Below are 15,318 nucleotides of genomic sequence, written 5' to 3'. Positions count from 1 at the left end.
GCTCAGACCTCGCTCGTCGGGGGGTATTCCAGTGGTGGCACGGCGAACGCCGTGGTGTGCGTGATGTCGAAGGCGTCCGCGGTGATCCGGAGGTCGAAACCGCCCGCGTTCGCGGCCCGCGCGGCGAGGTCGATGAGGATCGGCGAGGCGCAGCCAATCAGCGCGCGCAGTTCGAGGAAGAGATCGCCCAGCCTGCCCCGGAGCACCTCCTGGTCGAGGTTGCCCTCCAGCGTGCGTGCCGTCGCCGCCCGCAGGCGCTCGACGTGCTGCACCACCAGATCGGCCGCCCGGCTGAGGCTGAAGTCCTCGAGTTCGTAGTTCAGGGCGAACCGGGACACCATCGCCGCCGCGCGTTCGGCGGCCTCGGTCGACACCGGCAGGCCGCTGTTCTCCCCACCGACCTCGGCGGTGAGCTTGGCCAGTGACTCGGCGAGTTCGTTCCAGGGCGCGACGAGCCGCTCCCCCGCCACCTTCTCCAGCGCGGCCCGGCTGAAGTTGGTCCTGGCGAACTCCGGCGCGGTGAGGTTGAGGTGGAACCGCGCGATGTCACGCGGCACCTCGGCCGCCAGATCGCGGGCCCAGACCACATGTCCCTTGCTGGTGGAGAACTTCTCGTTCTCCAGTTCGTAGAACTCGTTGACCAGCAAGGTGTCCGGCAGGACGTAACGGCCTTCGAGCGCCATCAGTTCGGCGACGTGGACGACACCCCAGGTGAACAACGGGTCGAATCCCATGAACACCACGACCCGCGCGTCGTTCTCCGCGAGCCACGCGTCGTCGTCGGTGAGGACCGGCTTCCCGTTGCGCCGCAAGGCGTACTCGGTGCAGTACATCGACGCGGGCATCCCCTCGACCCACGCGTTGAGCCGCTGCCCCGGCGTCTGGAGGAACGGCGCGGGCAGTCCCCACTTGACCGGATACGTGATCGCGAAGTCCGGCAACGGGCCGGCCAGCAGCTCCCGCATCAGCCCGAGCACGTGCGGCCGCCACGCCGGACCGCGTTCCTCGTAGTAGGCGAGCAGTTGTTCGCGGTACTCCGAGACGGGGAAGACCATGATCTCCGTCTCGCGGTAGGTCACCTCGTCGGCGGGGTCGAGCACCGAGTACGGCTCGATGAGCGCGTCGAAGTCGATCGGATGCCCGCAGCCCTCGCAGACCCCGCCGCGGCTGTCGGCGAGACAGGTCGGGCAGCCGCCGCCGACGAAACCCTCGACCAGGAACTCGCCCTTGTTCTCGCTGTACGGCAGCCGCACCTTGCGCAGCCGGAGCTTTCCCTTGTCGTACAGGCGTTTGACGTAGTCGTAGACGAGCGCCTTGTAGCCGTCGTCGGTCGGTGAGAAGCCGTCGACCTCGACGCCCATCGCCTTGAACGTGCGCTGGATGTTCTCGGTCGACTGCTCCACCAGCTCGGGCGGGGTCAGCCCGGCCCTGGCCGCGCTGGTGACGAGGTAGGTCTGGCTGTCGTCGGTGCAGGAGGCGAAGACGGCCTCACGGCCGGCCGCCCGCAGATACCGCCGGTGCACGTCCGCGCCGAGGTACGGCCCGGCGATATGCCCGATGTGCAGGTCCCCGTTGGACGTCGGGGGGCCGCCGATGATCACCACCGGCCGGGTGTCGCGGGGCGTGGTCACGCGCGCTCCTCGTGCCGGGCGGCGAACTTCGCCGTCATGTCGGAGTCCCACCAGATCGCGTACATCTCGAAGTCCTCGGCGCCGTCGTTGAGGATGCGGTGCTCGGTGCCTGGCGCGTGGAACTCGATGTCGCCCGGCCGGAACGCGCGGCGCTCTCCCCCGGCCTCGACGACCGCCTCACCGCGGACGGCGATGAAGATCTCGTACTCGTGGTGGGCGTGCGCACCCGTCGCGCCGTGCGCCGGCACGGTGACCCAGGCGCCTTCGAACGGCGCGTTCAGCGCCGCCCACGGCAGGAGCCGCTGTCCGTAGGCACCGTTCTCGAAGACCATCTTCTCCCGCTCCAGCGGACGGATCTCCATGACTGCTGCTTCCTTTCCGTGGCTCAGCGGGTGGCGACGATGGGTGCGGTGTCCGACGTCGGCTGCGGCGGCACCGAAGGGGTTTCCCCGCGGTGGGCGAGGATGTCCTGCAGGATGTCGTTGGCGCGGGGCGCGAGCACGCTCAGCAGCGAGTCCGCGATCCCGTGTGTCGCCTCGTTGACGCCCTGGAGGTAGGCGGCCGCGGTGGCGGGCTGGTCGATCTCCAGCCGGTAGTCGCGGGTCACCTTGATCTCGGAGAGGCCGATGGACTTCGCGATCTCCTGGACCATCCTCGGCATCTCCGGGGAGAAACCGGTGCCGAGAAGGACGAGATCGGTGCGCAGTTCCTGCGTCTCCCCGGTGCGCCTGTCCGTCAGCTCCAGCACGATCTCGTCGCCTTCGTCGCGGGCGTCGGTGATGTCGTTCATCGTGATCATCCGCAGCCGGGAACGGCCGGAGAGGCGGTCCAGGTAGATCGAGCGGTAGAGCGCGTCCATCGTGCCCGGCGCCAGCCCGGAGTAGTTCGTGTGGTGCATCTCCTTGAGCATCTGCTCGCGGGCCTCCGGCAGCGCGTCGAAGAACTTGTCCACATGGGACGGGAAGAACAGTTCGTTGTTGAACTTGCTGCTTTCGTAGTAGTTCAGGCCGATCGAGCGCATCACCATGGTCGGCTTGCATTCGGGCAGGTCGTTCTGCACCGCGCCGAACAGTTCCGCCGCGCTCTGCCCGGCACCGATCACCGCGACGCGGTACGGGAGATCCTTGCGCAGCTTGGCGATCCTCGGCAGGTACTGCGTGCTGTGGATGACGCGGTCCTGGTTCACCGTCCGGAGCAGGTCCGGGATCCGCGCGTCCCGGCCGGCGCCGACCACCAGGTAGCGGCTGCGGATGACCTCGCCGTCGGCGATCCGGGTCTCCCAGCCGGTGAGCGTGCCGTCCGTCCACACGGGAGTGATGTCGAGGCATTCCCGGCCACGCTGCAGATCCACCAGCGAAAGCGAGTCGGCCGTCCACCTGAGATAGTCGGCGAGCTCGACCCGGTACGGGACGAAGCTGCCCATGTTCACGAACTCGTTGAGCCGGTTGGTGTCGTGGAGGTAGTTGAGGAACGAGAACCGGCTGCGCGGATTGCGCAGGGTCACCAGATCCTTGAGGAACGAGACCTGGGACAGCGCCTCCGGCAGGAGCATGCCCCGCTGCCAGGAGACCTCCTCGTCGCGTTCGATCAGGACCGAATCGCGGGCCAGGCCGGGTGCGAGCTCCTCCAGTGCCACTGCGAGTGCCAGGTTGGACGGTCCTGCTCCGACTGCGAGAAGCTCGACATCACGGTTCGCCATTGTTTGCTCCGCCATCGTTTGAGAGTGCTGGGAAGGTGTTCTGCGGTGCCGGGGCACGGTCAGCCACCGGTGGCCACCGAGGGCAGCAGGGGGTACGCGGTCAGCCGGACCAGGGCCATGGCCTTGTCCAGCACCACTTCACAGTCGTCGGGATCACGACCGGCGCAGATCACGTACGCGTGACGCGAGATGAACTCCGCCGGCGGGAGCCGCATCCGGGCCCCCGGTTCGACGAGCGCGTCGGAAGCGAGGATCCCGTTGCCCAGCAAGGTGTCCGGCACGGACACCGACTCGACGACGCAGTCCTGCTTCGGGTAGCCGAAGCGCACCCCGACCCACCGGTCCTCGGCCTCGTACGGGATATGGGGCCGCATGCCGAGCGCGACGTCGACCGCGGCGGCGCCCGGGTCGATCCCGGTCGCGAACCGGGCCAGCAACGGGATCAGGTCCCCGCCGAGCCTGCCGTTGATCTCCACGATCACCGGCCCGCGTTCGGTGAGCTTGAGTTCGGTATGGGTGATGCCGTACCGGAAATCGATCGCGCTGTGCGCGCGGGCCAGCGTCGACCGGAGTACGGGGTCGGCGAGCAGTTCGTCCGAGGAGCTGACCAGATGGCCGAGTTCCTCGAAGTACGGATGCATGCCGACCGTCTTGTGCGCCAGGAACATCGGCGTGTACTCACCGTCGACCACGGCGCCGTCCACACTGATCTCCGGACCGGTCAGGTACTCCTCGACCAGTGCCCCGCCCTGGTAGGCGGGCGAGCCGCCGAAGCTGGCGTCCTCCGCGGTCCGGAACGCCTTCCGCACCGCCTCGCCGTCTTCCGCGAGGCTGACGCCGATACTGGCCCCTCCCCCTCGCGGTTTGACGACGACCGGGTAGCCGATCCGCTCCGCCACGCGGACCGCCTGCTCCTCGTCGTGCACGAAACCGAAGTCCGGTTGCGCGACCCCGGCCGCGGTGAGGGTCCGGCGGCTGAGCCATTTGTCGCGGCAGCCCTCGATCGCGGAGATCCCCGCGCCCGGCAGGCCGAGTTCGTCCGCGACATGCGCCGCCGTCACGATCAGCGCCTCGTCCCACGACACCACCCCGAGTACCGGCGTGGCCGCGTTCACCGCGCGGGCCGCGGCCAGTACGGCGTCGCGGTCCTGCAGATCCAGCACCGTGCCGCCGGTGATGTGACGCTCCTGCCACGTCTGTTCGGTCCCGGTGAACAACCACAAGGGATGCCGGTGCCCGGCCGACGCCAACAGGTACTCCCGGTACGGCCGCATCCCGCAGCCGATGACCAGGACAACACCCTCCGCTGAGCTCATTCCCTCTCCCCACCAGCCCGTCGCTTCGTCGCGGGCTACTACATCCCGGGGATTGGTTGACCGGAACCCTTGATTCGGGCAGAACAATCAACGGGATGCGCGGGGAGGTCACGTCTCGTGGTGGTCAGGGCACCCTGCCTCAGGTACCCACGTGGCCGGCGGTCTGCTCCGAGCCCAGTCCGTGAAGGCCTCCTTGAGGGACCCTGGGTCCCTCAAGGAGGCCTTCACGGACTCGAGGATCGCTACAGACAGCACACCGGCACCAGCAGTCACAGTGGCTGCGCGTGATCGAGGCCCTAGGTCCCCGGAAGCCGGGAGCCAGGGCAGGGCAGGGCCCGCATCGGGCCGGAAAGCCCTAGGACTGGACGACGTTCACCATCCACGAGATGCCGAACTTGTCGGTGCAGGCACCGAATTCGTCGCCCCACATCTGCTTTTCGAACGGGACCGAAACGGTGCCTTCGGCGGAAAGTTTCTGCCAGTACCCGCGCAATTCCTCGCCATCGTCACCACTGAGGCTGATCGACAGGTTGGTGCCCGGCTTGTGCTCCATTCCCGGCGGCGTGTCCGAGGCCATGATCGTGTACCCGCTCGGCGATTCGAGCTGGGAGTGCATGATCTGGTCCTCCACAGGCGAACCCGCCATCCCGGATTCACCGAAGGTGTTCAGCGTCAATTCCCCGCCGAACACCGATTTGTAGAACTCCATGGCCTGCCGCGCGTCACCGGCGAAGCTGATATACGGGTTGAGACGGGAAGCCATCGGACGCTCCTTCGGATCGGGTCACGAGCATCCTGACAGACGGCCCCGGACGCGACAATCACAGAACTACGGCCGGGTGAATCCTTTCCGGGAACGAAAAGTTGCGCGTCGCAAGTACCGCATTCAGAGGACCAAATGCATGGGAACGTACCCGACTCGGCGACGTCGTGACGATCCTCAACGGGCGCGACCGCGCCTGCCGCGCGCAGTCCCCAGACTCACCAGTCGATAGCTAACGATTGACTTTCGATAGATAACACGCGAAACTCGATGCATGATCACAGGGCAACGGGCGGTCGCGCCCCTCAGAGTGTTCCTCGTGCTGCTGTTCGGGATCCTGGTCCTCTTCCAGACCATGTCCCTGCCCGGCCAGTTCGCGCATATGGCGCGGCAGGACCCCGAAATGGCTTACCTGCGCTGGCCCGCGACGGCCGTTTCCGTCTTCTGGGTGCTGTGCGTCCAGGTCGTGGTCGTGGCCACCTGGCAGCTGCTCACCCTGGTCAGGAAGGACCGGATCTTCACCGAGGCGTCCCTGCGCTGGGTGGACGCGATCGTCTGGGCGATCCTCGCCGGCTGGCTGGTCCTCGCGGGCGTGTTCCTCTACGTCGGCTTCAACGCCGACGACCCCGGCCTGCCGCTGCTGTTGTTCCTGGCGTTGATCGGCGTCGCCGTCCTGGGTCTCCTCATGGTCGTGATGCGCACGCTGCTGCGGCAGGCCACCACGCTGCGGTCCGATCTGGAACAGGTGATCTGATGCCGATCGTCGTCCGCATCGACGTCGAGCTGGCCAAACGCAAGATGAGCGTCGGCGAGTTCGCCGAACTCGTCGGGCTCACCCCGGCGAACGTGGCCGTGCTGAAGAACGGCCGCGCCAAGGCCGTCCGGTTCAGCACCCTGGAAGCGATGTGCCGGGTGCTCCAGTGCCAGCCCGGCGACTTGCTCGAATGGGTCGAAGACGAGCAGTGACCGGACTTCAGTCCGAGACCAGCGCGAACTTCAGGTGGAAGTTGTCGAGCGTCGCGGGCAACGGCCGCTCCGGACCGAGGACGGCGCCGGAAACCAGATCGAAGCGGCGGTCGCGGATCAGGTGCGCGAGCATCGTGCTCGCGCAGAACAGCACCAGATCCCGGCCGGGGCAGATGGCGGGCCCGGCACTGAAGGGGACCAGCGCCGGATTGCCCGCGGCGCTGCCGTCCAGCCAGATCCCGGGTTCGAACCGGTCGGCATACGGCATGGACTCCGGATCGCGGTGGAAGAACGGGGTGAAGATCAGCACCGTCGTCCCCGCCGGACCCCACGCGGTGTCGGCGGTGCTCTCCCGCAGCAGCGCCGGCGTGGTCGGCCACAGCCGGACCGATTCGAGGGCGCAGGCCCGCAGGTAGGCGAACTGGTTCGGGCTGGCCAGGTCGGCGTCGCGGGCTTCCTCGTCGGCCCGTTCGCGCGCGGCCGGGTGGGTGGCGAGCAGCGCGAGCGCACGGAAGGTGACGATCCCCGCCGCGTCGAACGCGAAGAGCCAGTGGGCCACCTGGTCCGCGACGATCTCGGGTTTCCGTTCCGCTTCCGCCGACGCGATGACCTCGGCGAGGCTGCCCGGCTCGACCCGCTCCAGATGTTCGATGAGCCGCGCGCGGAACCGGGCGTAGAGGCTTTCGCGCCGGGGATGCGCGTAGGCCCAGTTCGCGTCTTTACGCAGCCGGTCGAGCATGTCGGTGAGTGCGTCGTCGCCCGCGGCCGACTCGCCGAGCACGACCTGGCGGACGATCCGCCACCAGGCGACGTTGAAGGTGTCCCAATCCAGGGTTCCATTGTCCCACAACGACTCCGCTTCCTTGGCGATCACCGTCGCGAAGGGCTCGGCGAGATCGTGCAGCGGGCGGCCGGGTTCGAGGACCTCCTCGTTGAACCGACGGCGCGGGGGCCGGTCGGCGGCGTCGGAGATCAGTACGCCGTGCGGCTGGAAATGCCCGAGCGCGGCCCTCTTCTCCTTCGTCGACGGGCTGAACGGGACCGGGGCGGCGGCGAGCACCTCGGCGACGTCCTCACCGGAAAGCGCCAGATCGATCGACCGCCCGGGGACGCGCAACCGGAGCGGCCCCGGCCCGTACCGGGACCTCAGCCGCCCGAGCAGCCGGACCGCGGGCCGGTCCAGTTGCAGTTTCTGGGCGGCGGCCAAGCCGAGCGGCCTGCGTTTGATCACCCCGCCCGCGAGGGTGGGTAAAACGACCTGCGCGGCGACGCGGAGCGTGTCCTGGAGGGAGGCGGTGGCCGGTTCGGTGTTGGTGACCATGCCGGCCGGTTACCCGCCGCAGTGGGCGTGAAACGGTTTGACCGGCCGACGAGCCGGGAAATCGGCCGCAATGGCGACCAAGGCACCCGGGGCGGCTCCGCCCGACACCACCGATCTGGATCGGCTCCGCGCGGCGGCGTCCGATTGTCACGGCTGTGATCTCTACCGCGACGCGACCCAGACCGTGTTCGGCGAAGGGCCTCGCCAGGCCGAGATCATGGTCGTCGGCGAACAGCCCGGCGACCAAGAGGACCGGGCGGGCGCCCCGTTCGTCGGGCCCGCCGGGCGGCTGCTCGACCGCGCCTTCGACGAAGCAGGTTTCGACCGGCAGAAGATCTACGTCACCAACGCCGTCAAGCACTTCAAGTTCAAACGCGACGAACGGGGCAAGCGGCGCATCCACAAGACGCCGTCGAGGACCGAGGTCGTCGCGTGCCGTCCGTGGCTGCACGCGGAATTGACGGCCATCCATCCGGAGCTGCTGATCTTCCTCGGCGCGACGGCGGCGAAGGCGCTGCTGGGCGACGATTTCCGCATCACGCGAAGCCGTGGCGAGCGGATCGAGCTACCCGAATTCGACGTCACCGCGGTCGCCACGGTGCACCCGTCCGCCGTACTGCGCGCGCCGGACCGCGACGAGGCCTATCAGGCCTTCGTCGCGGACCTCGTGGCAGCGCGCGGCGGCCGCTGAATCAGGCCACTTCGGAGCTGCGGCCGCTGCTCTCGTGCAGGCCCAGCATGTCCAGCAGCTTCGCGCAGTCGTCCACGCTCGTGGCGCGTGAGGCCACCGCGAGCGCCGCCTTCCGGCGTACCGCCTGCTGTTCCGGTGAGTCCTGCCCCTCCGGGAGCAGGTCGGGTACCGGGTGAAGGCCGAGTTCGTTGCTCATCAGTTCCCCCTTCAGGTGAAGGCCGACGTAGGGCCTAGTACCCAAGACAGCCGGCTTGAACACACGTGACTCCGTCCGGGTGATCAGCCCCGCAACGCCGGAAGCAGCTTGTCCTCGGCGAACCGGAGGAAGCCTTCCTGCTGATCGCCGCCGATCTGGATCAAGGCGAGGTCAGTGAAGCCCGCGGCCTCGTATTCGGCGGCCTGCTTCACGATCTGGTCGACGTCCGGTCCGCACGGGATGGACGCGGCGACGTCCTCCGGTTTGACGAACTGCGTGGCCCCGGCGAACCCCGCGGGCCCCGGCAACTCGGCGTTGACCTTCCAGCCGCCACCGAACCAGCGGAACTGCTCGTGCGCGCGGCGGATGGCGGCGTCGCGGTCCTCGCCCCAGGAGATCGGCATCTGGGCGATCTTCCGGCTGGGCGGGCCGAGTTTGGTGGCGTCCCACTCCCGGCTCAGCGACGCGTCCGGTTCCACCGCGATCATCGCGTCGGCGATCGGGGCGAACCTGGTCACCGACTGTGACCCGGACACCGCCACGGCGATCGGGACGCGCTGCTCCGGGAGGTCCCAGAGCTTCGCCGAATCCACCCGGAAGTGCTCACCCGCGTAGTTGAAGTACCCGCCGTCGAACAGCCCGCCGATGATCTGGACGGCTTCGGCGAGCATCTCGTGCCGGACGTTCGCCGGTGGCCAGCCCTGGCCGATGACATGCTCGTTGAGGTTCTCCCCCGCGCCGAGGCCGAGGGTGAACCTGCCGTCCGAGAGCGCCTGGACCGTCGCCGCCTTCTGCGCCACCACCGCCGGGTGATAACGCATGATCGGGCAGGTCACGAAGGTCATCAGTTCCACCCGTTCGGTGCTCTGCGTGACCGCTCCCAGCACGCTCCACGCGTACGGCGAATGGCCCTGCTCGTCCAGCCAAGGCGAGTAGTGGTCGCTCATCACCTCGAAGTCGAATCCCGCCTTCTCCGCTCCGGCGGCGTACCCGACCAGGTCCTTCGGTCCGGCCTGTTCGGTCATGAGTGTGTAGCCGATGCGCATCGAAGCCTCCCTTCGCGTCTGACCTTCGCGTACCCACCGGTTCCCGCGATCAACCGGAGGTTTATCCGGCGAATCGATCGGGGTACCTGACCCGGGAAGAGAGGAGCAGCCATGCCTCAGCAGAGTTGGAGCGACAAACGAGAACGTCAGTACGAACACATCAAGGAATCGGCGAAGGACCGCGGCGCGAGCACCGACCGGGCCGAGGAGATCGCCGCGCGCACGGTCAACAAGAACCGCGCGCAGGCGGGCGAGGCGCGCGAGGCGAGCCGCACCTCCCTCCAGGACATGTCTCCGCAGCGGCGGGGTGGCAAACGTTCGGGGAAGCGGCTGGGCCCGAACGGACCGACCAAGGATCAGCTGTACAACGAAGCGAAGAAGCGCAACGTCAAGGGTCGCTCGAAGATGTCCAAAAAGGACCTTCAGCGGGCCCTTGGCCGGTGATCACGCGTCCCGCGGCGGGTCCCCTCCGCGGTTGTCCCACGGCCACGGACGGATAGGTTTCGGAATGGATGCACATGGACGGGGCGGTCTCACCCCCCAAACCCGGCCACCGTCGGACGGTACGTTCGACCGGGTCGAACTCCGCCTGCCCGCCGAGGCGGAACAGATTCCCCTCGTCCGCACGCTCACCCATGGGGTGGTGTCCCGTGCGGACTTCGGCTTGGACGCCATTTCAGACGCGAAGATGGCCGTCGACGAAGCCTGTTCCCAACTCGTCCAGCCCGCGGAACTGGGAGCCGTGCTGTGCTGTGTGTTCCACGAGATTCCCGAGGGCATCGCCGTCTCGATCTCCACACGGACGTCGAAGCCCTATCTGCCGAGCGAAACGACGTTCGGCTGGCATGTCCTGACGACCTTGACGCGCTCGGTGGCGGCGCACTGCGCGCCGATCCCCGGCGAAACAGGGGGTACGACGACGATCGACCTCGTCCTGGCCCCGGGAACGAGCGACGGGTGAGCGGGGAGCGCAAGACACTCGCCCGGCAGGCGGACGACTACGCCCATTGCGAACCCCTCTTCGAAGAGCTGGCCGCCCTGCCGGAGGACTCCCCGCGCCGCCGGGAACTGCGTTCCCGGCTGGTCACCGAGCTGCTGCCGCTCGCCGAGCACATCGCGACCAGGTTCTCCGGCCGGGGCGAGCCCCGCGAGGATCTGGTGCAGGTGGCCCGGATCGGGCTGATCAACGCCGTCGACCGCTTCGACCCCGGCCGCGGCCACGATTTCCTCTCCTTCGCCGTACCCACGGTGATGGGCGAGGTACGGCGGCACTTCCGCGACACCGGCTGGTCGGTCCGGGTACCGAGGCGGCTCAAGGAACTCCACGTTTCGCTCAGCCAGGGCACGGCCGCGCTGTCCCAGAGCCTCGGCCGCGCGCCGACGCCGACCGAACTCGCCGAGTACCTCGGGCTTGATGTCAATGAGGTGCGCGAAGGGCTGCTCGCCGGCCAGGCGTACCAGACGTTGTCGGTGGACAAGCCGGTCCACGACGACGCCACCGAGGCCCTCTCCCTCGCCGACACGATCGGCGAGGAGGACCACGACATGGCGTTGGTGGAGACCCATGAGGCGCTGCAACCGCTGCTGCGGGAACTCCCGAAACGGGAACGCGCGATCCTCGTGATGCGGTTCTTCGGGGGCTACACCCAGACGCAGATCGCGGAGAAGGTCGGCATCTCGCAGATGCACGTTTCGCGGCTGCTTTCGCAGACGCTGGACCAGTTGCGGGGCAAGCTCTCGGAATGAGCCCCACCCGGTCGTGAGTGTTGAGTGTCGTTCTAACGGCACTCAACACTCACGACCGGGGAGCACAGACTCGTGAGGGGTAATGACGGTTCTAACCGTCATTACCACTCACGAGGGGTTGGGCACTGTCAGACGGGTTTCAGCGGGTCGTGCCCCAGCGACATCAGCCTGTGCCGCCAGTGCGCCTCACCCGCAACCGGTTCCAGGTCGTCTCGCCGCTGGTCCTCGACCCGCCGGACGACCGAGCGCATCACCCGTTCGTCCTCGGCGGTGAGGTCGGTCCTGCGCTTGCCGAGGATGCTGAGCACGTGCCGTCCGGTCGGCGTTCCCGCCTGGTCCGGCAGCGCTTCGTCCTCGTCGTCGGCCGACCGCGTGCGCAGCCAGTCGGCCAATTCCCGCGAAGTCATGTTGACCACGCGATGGAACTCGTCCCACAGTTCGTCTTCGATCTCGTGCACGGCGAAACCTCCTGCCAGCACTCGACTTTCTTACGGCGTCGTGTACGGCGCGTGCTGCTCGATCGACGGGCTCGCGGTCGGGAATCGTCCTTCCTGACCGGGAACCGGGGTCACCGTGGTGCCCTGCTGTTCGGGCTCGACACGCTGCCGGGGGCGGTTGATCACCGCTTCGGCCTCCTGCTCACCACGGATCCGCGAGAGCACGCTGAGCGTGATCGCGTGGGCGATGGCCAGCACCAGCAGCAGAACACCCAGCCTGCCCACCACACCCGGCAGGTCGCTGCCGCCGATGTCGATGGTCGACAACAAGGCCAGCACGCCCAGCGTCGCGAGGTGGAACAGCACCGTGACGAGCCACGTCATGGACGCCCCGGCGGCCGGATCGCCGTAGGAACCTTGCAGGTAGCGCTTACCGCTCTGGTAGATGATCAGGCCGTCGAGCATGACCAGTGCCACCCCGATGACAAGGAAGGCTACGTACGCGTTGGTAGTCATGCCGGGACGCTCCCTTCGTTAAGGACCTCACCCACTGAAGTACCCGGGACCTTCGCTTGGAAAACGCTGTTTTCCAAGCGAAGGTCCCGGGACCGGGTCAGCTGCCGGGGCGGTCGACGTCGCCGCGCCACGCGCCGGACTCGTGACCGCGGCTCTCGATGAACTCCTTGAACCGCTTCAGGTCGCCCTTGACACGGCGATCGAGGACGCCGAGTTTGTCGGCGACGTTCTCGGCGAAGCCCTCGGGGTCGATCTCCATCTGTGCCGTGACCCGGGTCTTGTTGTCGTCAAGGCGATGGAAGGTGATGACGCCCGCGTGGTCGGGACCGGAGTCCGAAGTCCACGCGACACGCTCATCGGGATGTTGTTCGGTGATGGTCGCGTCGAATTCCCGGCTCACACCACCGAATTTGGTCACCCAGTGGGTGTGGGTCGCGTCGATTTGACGGATCTCCTCGACGCCCTCCATGAACTTCGGGAAGGACTCGAACTGCGTCCATTGGTTGTACGCGGTCTTGACCGGTACTTCGACGTCCACCATTTCGGTGATCGTGCTCATGCAGCCTCCTGTCGGTTAGGTGCTTTTCGAGCCGGCACTCTTTCGGCTACCCGGTGCCCGGCAGGCCGAAACTCGCTGTGGTTGACCGGCCGTACTCCCGGGTACCCGGCGGACAGAACGCTCCGAGGAGGTGCACCATGATCGAACAAACCCACCGGAAGCCGTCGTCGGACAAGTCGGTCGGCGAATTGGTCTCCGACCTGAGCGACGAGGTCAAGCACCTGGTACGCGACGAGATGCGGCTGGCCGTGTTCGAGTTGCAGGGCAAAGGAAAGCGATTCGGGCTCGGCGCAGGGCTGTTCGGCGCGGCCGGGATCTTCGCCTTGTTCGGCCTCGCGACCCTGATCGCCGCGGTGGTCCTGGCACTCGCGCTGGTGATGCCCGCGTGGCTGGCCGCCGTGGTGACCGGCGCGGCACTCCTGCTGATCGGCGGGCTTTCGGCCATCGTCGGCCGCAAGGAGGTCGCGAGCGCGTCGCCGCCGGTGCCGGAAGAGGCCATCGAAGGCGTCCGCAAGGATGTCGACACCGTCAAGCAGGGAGTGCGCTCATGAGTGATTTCCCCAAGAACGCCGAAGAAGCCCGCGCCGACCGCGACGTGACCCGCGAGGAACTCACCGAAACCCTCGACGCGCTGGGCCAGAAGCTCGACGTGAAGGCCAGGGTCAACGAAAACCTGGACGCCAAGGTCGACCAGGCCAGCGAAAAGATCGCCGAAAAGGTTTCGGAGCCTGCCGCGGACAAATTCCGTCAGGGCACCGAAATCGTCCGCGCCAATCCACTGCCGGTCTTCGCCGGGATCCTCGCGCTGCTCGTGACGATCCGCCTGATCATGCGAAAGAGGTCTGCTTCGTGAACAAGGTCCTCTACAAACCGATGAACATGGTCATCAGCGCCCTGGGCGGGATCCTCGCCGGCGCCGCGTTCAAGCAGATCTGGAAACGCGTCAGCGGTGACGAGGACGCGCCGGACGCCATGGACCGCGACTTCACCTGGACCCAGGTGATCGTCGCCGCCGCCGCGCAGGGCGCGATCTTCGGCGCGGTGAAGGCGGCCACGGAACGAGCGGGCGCGATCGGCTATCGCAAGGCGACCGGCGACTGGCCCACCAAGGACTGACCCGGAAGGGTGACGATGCGCGTAGTGATCATCGGCGGCGGTTTCGCCGGCTACAACGCCGCCAAGACCCTGCTCAAATCGGTCGACGACGACACGGAAATCGTCGTGCTGAACCCGACCGACTACTTCCTCTATCTCCCCTTACTCCCCGAAGTCGCCGCCGGAATCCTGGAGCCGCGGCGGATCTCGGTGTCCATCCCGGGCACCCTGCGCGGTGTGCGGTTGGTGCTCGGCACCGCGACGTCGGTCGACTTCGACGGCCGCACCGTGAGCTACACCGACCCCGAGGATCGCGAACACCACATCGGGTACGACAGGCTCGTGCTCGCCGCGGGCAGCGTCAACAAACTGCTGCCGATCCCCGGCGTACCCGAATACGCCCACGGCTTCCGCGGCCTTCCCGAAGCCCTCTACCTTCGTGATCACGTCACGCGCCAGATCGAACTCGCCGCCTCCGCGACGGATCCGGCCGAACGCGAGGCGCGGTGCACGTTCGTCGTCGTCGGCGCCGGGTACACCGGGACCGAAGTCGCCGCGCAGGGTCCGGCCTTCACCGCCGCGCTCGCCGCGCGGCATCCCGAACTCGAAGGCCAGAAGATCCGGTGGCTGCTGCTGGACGTGGCCGAACGCGTCCTGCCGGAACTCGACCGGCGGCTCGGCACCACCGCCGACGAGGTGCTGCGGGCACGCGGGGTCGAGGTGCTGATGAAGACGTCCGTCGACAACGCCGACGAAAAGGGCGTGACGCTGACCTCCGGCGAACCCGTGCCGACCCGCACCCTCGTCTGGTGCGTCGGGGTCCGCCCGGATCCGCTGATCGAGGACCTGGGCCTCAAGACGGCGAAGGGCAGGCTAGTCGTCACCGCGCAGCTGAACGTTCCAGGACGGCGTGACGTCTACGCCTGCGGCGACGCGGCCGCCGTACCGGATCTGACCCGGCCGGGCGAATACACACCGATGACGGCACAACACGCCGAACGCCAAGGGAAACTCGCCGGGCGGAACGTGGCCGCGTCACTCGGGCACGGCTCGCACGGCACCTACCGGCATCACGATCTCGGCTTCGTCGTCGACCTCGGCGCCCACCAGGCCGCGGCGAATCCGTTGCACATCCCGCTTTCCGGTCTCGCGGCCAAGGCGGTCACCCGTGGCTACCATCTGCTCGCCATGCCGGGCAACCGGCTGCGGACGGCCGCCGACTGGGCGCTGGAAGCGGTGGGCAAACGCCAAACCGTCCAATTAGGACTCGTCCGGTCGGGCTCGGTGCCGTTGGACACCGATTCCCCGGAACTCCCCCGTACCAGGTGTTAGAGGA

21 protein-coding genes are annotated in these 15,318 nt (G+C 67.7%); 10 read left to right on the top strand and 11 right to left on the bottom strand.

Annotation, left to right across the window (positions count from 1 at the left end; genetic code table 11):
• Positions 1-2 precede the first annotated feature (2 nt).
• The 5 genes from SD37_RS16065 to SD37_RS16045 form a co-directional block, all read right to left on the bottom strand.
• The gene (locus tag SD37_RS16065) at positions 3-1,631 is read right to left on the bottom strand and encodes a class I tRNA ligase family protein (RefSeq protein WP_065912844.1); all 1,629 of its coding nucleotides are present in this window, start codon (positions 1,629-1,631) and stop codon (positions 3-5) included.
• The gene (locus SD37_RS16060) at positions 1,628-1,993 is read right to left on the bottom strand and encodes a cupin domain-containing protein (RefSeq protein WP_037306256.1); all 366 of its coding nucleotides are present in this window, start codon (positions 1,991-1,993) and stop codon (positions 1,628-1,630) included. Before SD37_RS16060 ends, SD37_RS16065 begins: the two co-directional genes overlap by 4 nt.
• A gap of 23 nt (positions 1,994-2,016) precedes the next feature.
• Positions 2,017-3,330, bottom strand: coding sequence for a lysine N(6)-hydroxylase/L-ornithine N(5)-oxygenase family protein (locus tag SD37_RS16055; protein WP_044850186.1), 1,314 nt, complete (start codon positions 3,328-3,330; stop codon positions 2,017-2,019).
• Positions 3,331-3,389: 59 nt separating this feature from the next.
• On the bottom strand, positions 3,390-4,646 hold the full coding sequence (locus SD37_RS16050; protein ID WP_044850187.1) for an ATP-grasp domain-containing protein: 1,257 nt from the start codon (positions 4,644-4,646) through the stop codon (positions 3,390-3,392).
• Between the two features lie 355 nt (positions 4,647-5,001).
• Positions 5,002-5,409: a VOC family protein gene (locus SD37_RS16045; RefSeq protein ID WP_044850188.1), complete on the bottom strand. Its 408-nt coding sequence runs from the start codon at positions 5,407-5,409 to the stop codon at positions 5,002-5,004.
• 274 nt (positions 5,410-5,683) lie between these two features.
• Between SD37_RS16045 and SD37_RS16040 the strand changes: the two genes are divergently transcribed.
• Both SD37_RS16040 and SD37_RS16035 read left to right on the top strand, forming a co-directional pair.
• Positions 5,684-6,163 (top strand): DUF2975 domain-containing protein, encoded by a 480-nt coding sequence (locus SD37_RS16040; protein WP_044850189.1) that lies wholly within the window; start codon positions 5,684-5,686, stop codon positions 6,161-6,163.
• The gene (locus SD37_RS16035) at positions 6,163-6,375 is read left to right on the top strand and encodes a helix-turn-helix domain-containing protein (protein ID WP_044850190.1); all 213 of its coding nucleotides are present in this window, start codon (positions 6,163-6,165) and stop codon (positions 6,373-6,375) included. The genes SD37_RS16040 and SD37_RS16035 overlap by 1 nt, the downstream gene beginning before the upstream one ends.
• Positions 6,376-6,382: 7 nt before the next feature.
• On the opposite strand, the gene SD37_RS16030 is transcribed toward SD37_RS16035, so the two are convergent.
• The gene (locus SD37_RS16030; protein ID WP_044850191.1) at positions 6,383-7,696 is read right to left on the bottom strand and encodes a cytochrome P450; all 1,314 of its coding nucleotides are present in this window, start codon (positions 7,694-7,696) and stop codon (positions 6,383-6,385) included.
• Positions 7,697-7,766: 70 nt separating this feature from the next.
• On the opposite strand from SD37_RS16030, the gene SD37_RS16025 reads away from it, so the two are divergent.
• Positions 7,767-8,387 (top strand): UdgX family uracil-DNA binding protein, encoded by a 621-nt coding sequence (locus tag SD37_RS16025; protein WP_044850192.1) that lies wholly within the window; start codon positions 7,767-7,769, stop codon positions 8,385-8,387.
• A gap of 1 nt (position 8,388) precedes the next feature.
• Here SD37_RS16025 and SD37_RS16020 read toward each other — a convergent pair whose 3' ends face one another.
• Together SD37_RS16020 and SD37_RS16015 are read right to left on the bottom strand one after the other, a co-directional pair.
• Complete coding sequence (locus SD37_RS16020; RefSeq protein ID WP_044850193.1) at positions 8,389-8,583, bottom strand: hypothetical protein; 195 nt, start codon at positions 8,581-8,583, stop codon at positions 8,389-8,391.
• 83 nt (positions 8,584-8,666) lie between these two features.
• Entirely contained in the window at positions 8,667-9,629 is a 963-nt protein-coding gene (locus SD37_RS16015; RefSeq protein ID WP_044850194.1) for a TIGR03557 family F420-dependent LLM class oxidoreductase, read from the bottom strand.
• A gap of 111 nt (positions 9,630-9,740) precedes the next feature.
• On the opposite strand from SD37_RS16015, the gene SD37_RS16010 reads away from it, so the two are divergent.
• The 3 genes from SD37_RS16010 (at position 9,741) to SD37_RS16000 (ending at position 11,375) form a co-directional block, all read left to right on the top strand.
• Complete coding sequence (locus SD37_RS16010) at positions 9,741-10,073, top strand: hypothetical protein (protein ID WP_044850195.1); 333 nt, start codon at positions 9,741-9,743, stop codon at positions 10,071-10,073.
• 64 nt (positions 10,074-10,137) lie between these two features.
• A complete protein-coding gene (locus tag SD37_RS16005) occupies positions 10,138-10,590 on the top strand; it encodes an ATP-binding protein (protein WP_044850196.1) in 453 nt (150 codons plus the stop codon).
• A complete protein-coding gene (locus tag SD37_RS16000) occupies positions 10,587-11,375 on the top strand; it encodes a SigB/SigF/SigG family RNA polymerase sigma factor (RefSeq protein ID WP_044850197.1) in 789 nt (262 codons plus the stop codon). Before SD37_RS16005 ends, SD37_RS16000 begins: the two co-directional genes overlap by 4 nt.
• A 128-nt stretch (positions 11,376-11,503) precedes the next feature.
• On the opposite strand, the gene SD37_RS15995 is transcribed toward SD37_RS16000, so the two are convergent.
• The 3 genes from SD37_RS15995 to SD37_RS15985 all read right to left on the bottom strand — a co-directional run bounded on the left by SD37_RS15995 (position 11,504) and on the right by SD37_RS15985 (position 12,887).
• Entirely contained in the window at positions 11,504-11,833 is a 330-nt protein-coding gene (locus tag SD37_RS15995) for a DUF3140 domain-containing protein (protein WP_037306422.1), read from the bottom strand.
• A 30-nt stretch (positions 11,834-11,863) separates the two neighbouring features.
• Positions 11,864-12,328, bottom strand: a complete 465-nt coding sequence (locus tag SD37_RS15990) for a hypothetical protein (RefSeq protein WP_044850198.1) — start codon at positions 12,326-12,328, stop codon at positions 11,864-11,866.
• A gap of 97 nt (positions 12,329-12,425) precedes the next feature.
• The gene (locus SD37_RS15985) at positions 12,426-12,887 is read right to left on the bottom strand and encodes an SRPBCC family protein (protein WP_037306273.1); all 462 of its coding nucleotides are present in this window, start codon (positions 12,885-12,887) and stop codon (positions 12,426-12,428) included.
• A 137-nt stretch (positions 12,888-13,024) separates the two neighbouring features.
• On the opposite strand from SD37_RS15985, the gene SD37_RS15980 reads away from it, so the two are divergent.
• Genes SD37_RS15980 through SD37_RS15965 form a run of 4 tightly spaced genes read left to right on the top strand, consistent with a single transcriptional unit; the run spans position 13,025 to position 15,314 of the window.
• The gene (locus SD37_RS15980; protein ID WP_044850199.1) at positions 13,025-13,438 is read left to right on the top strand and encodes a phage holin family protein; all 414 of its coding nucleotides are present in this window, start codon (positions 13,025-13,027) and stop codon (positions 13,436-13,438) included.
• A complete protein-coding gene (locus SD37_RS15975; RefSeq protein ID WP_044850200.1) occupies positions 13,435-13,740 on the top strand; it encodes a DUF3618 domain-containing protein in 306 nt (101 codons plus the stop codon). The genes SD37_RS15980 and SD37_RS15975 overlap by 4 nt, the downstream gene beginning before the upstream one ends.
• The gene (locus SD37_RS15970; RefSeq protein WP_044850201.1) at positions 13,737-14,003 is read left to right on the top strand and encodes a DUF4235 domain-containing protein; all 267 of its coding nucleotides are present in this window, start codon (positions 13,737-13,739) and stop codon (positions 14,001-14,003) included. Before SD37_RS15975 ends, SD37_RS15970 begins: the two co-directional genes overlap by 4 nt.
• 15 nt (positions 14,004-14,018) lie before the next feature.
• On the top strand, positions 14,019-15,314 hold the full coding sequence (locus SD37_RS15965) for an NAD(P)/FAD-dependent oxidoreductase (RefSeq protein WP_044850202.1): 1,296 nt from the start codon (positions 14,019-14,021) through the stop codon (positions 15,312-15,314).
• The last annotated feature ends 4 nt before the right edge of the window (positions 15,315-15,318 follow it).

This window comes from Amycolatopsis orientalis, from assembly GCF_000943515.2.
In the GTDB taxonomy this organism is placed as follows: Bacteria; Actinomycetota; Actinomycetes; order Mycobacteriales; family Pseudonocardiaceae; genus Amycolatopsis; species Amycolatopsis orientalis.
This window is presented reverse-complemented; position numbering and strand designations above follow the sequence as displayed.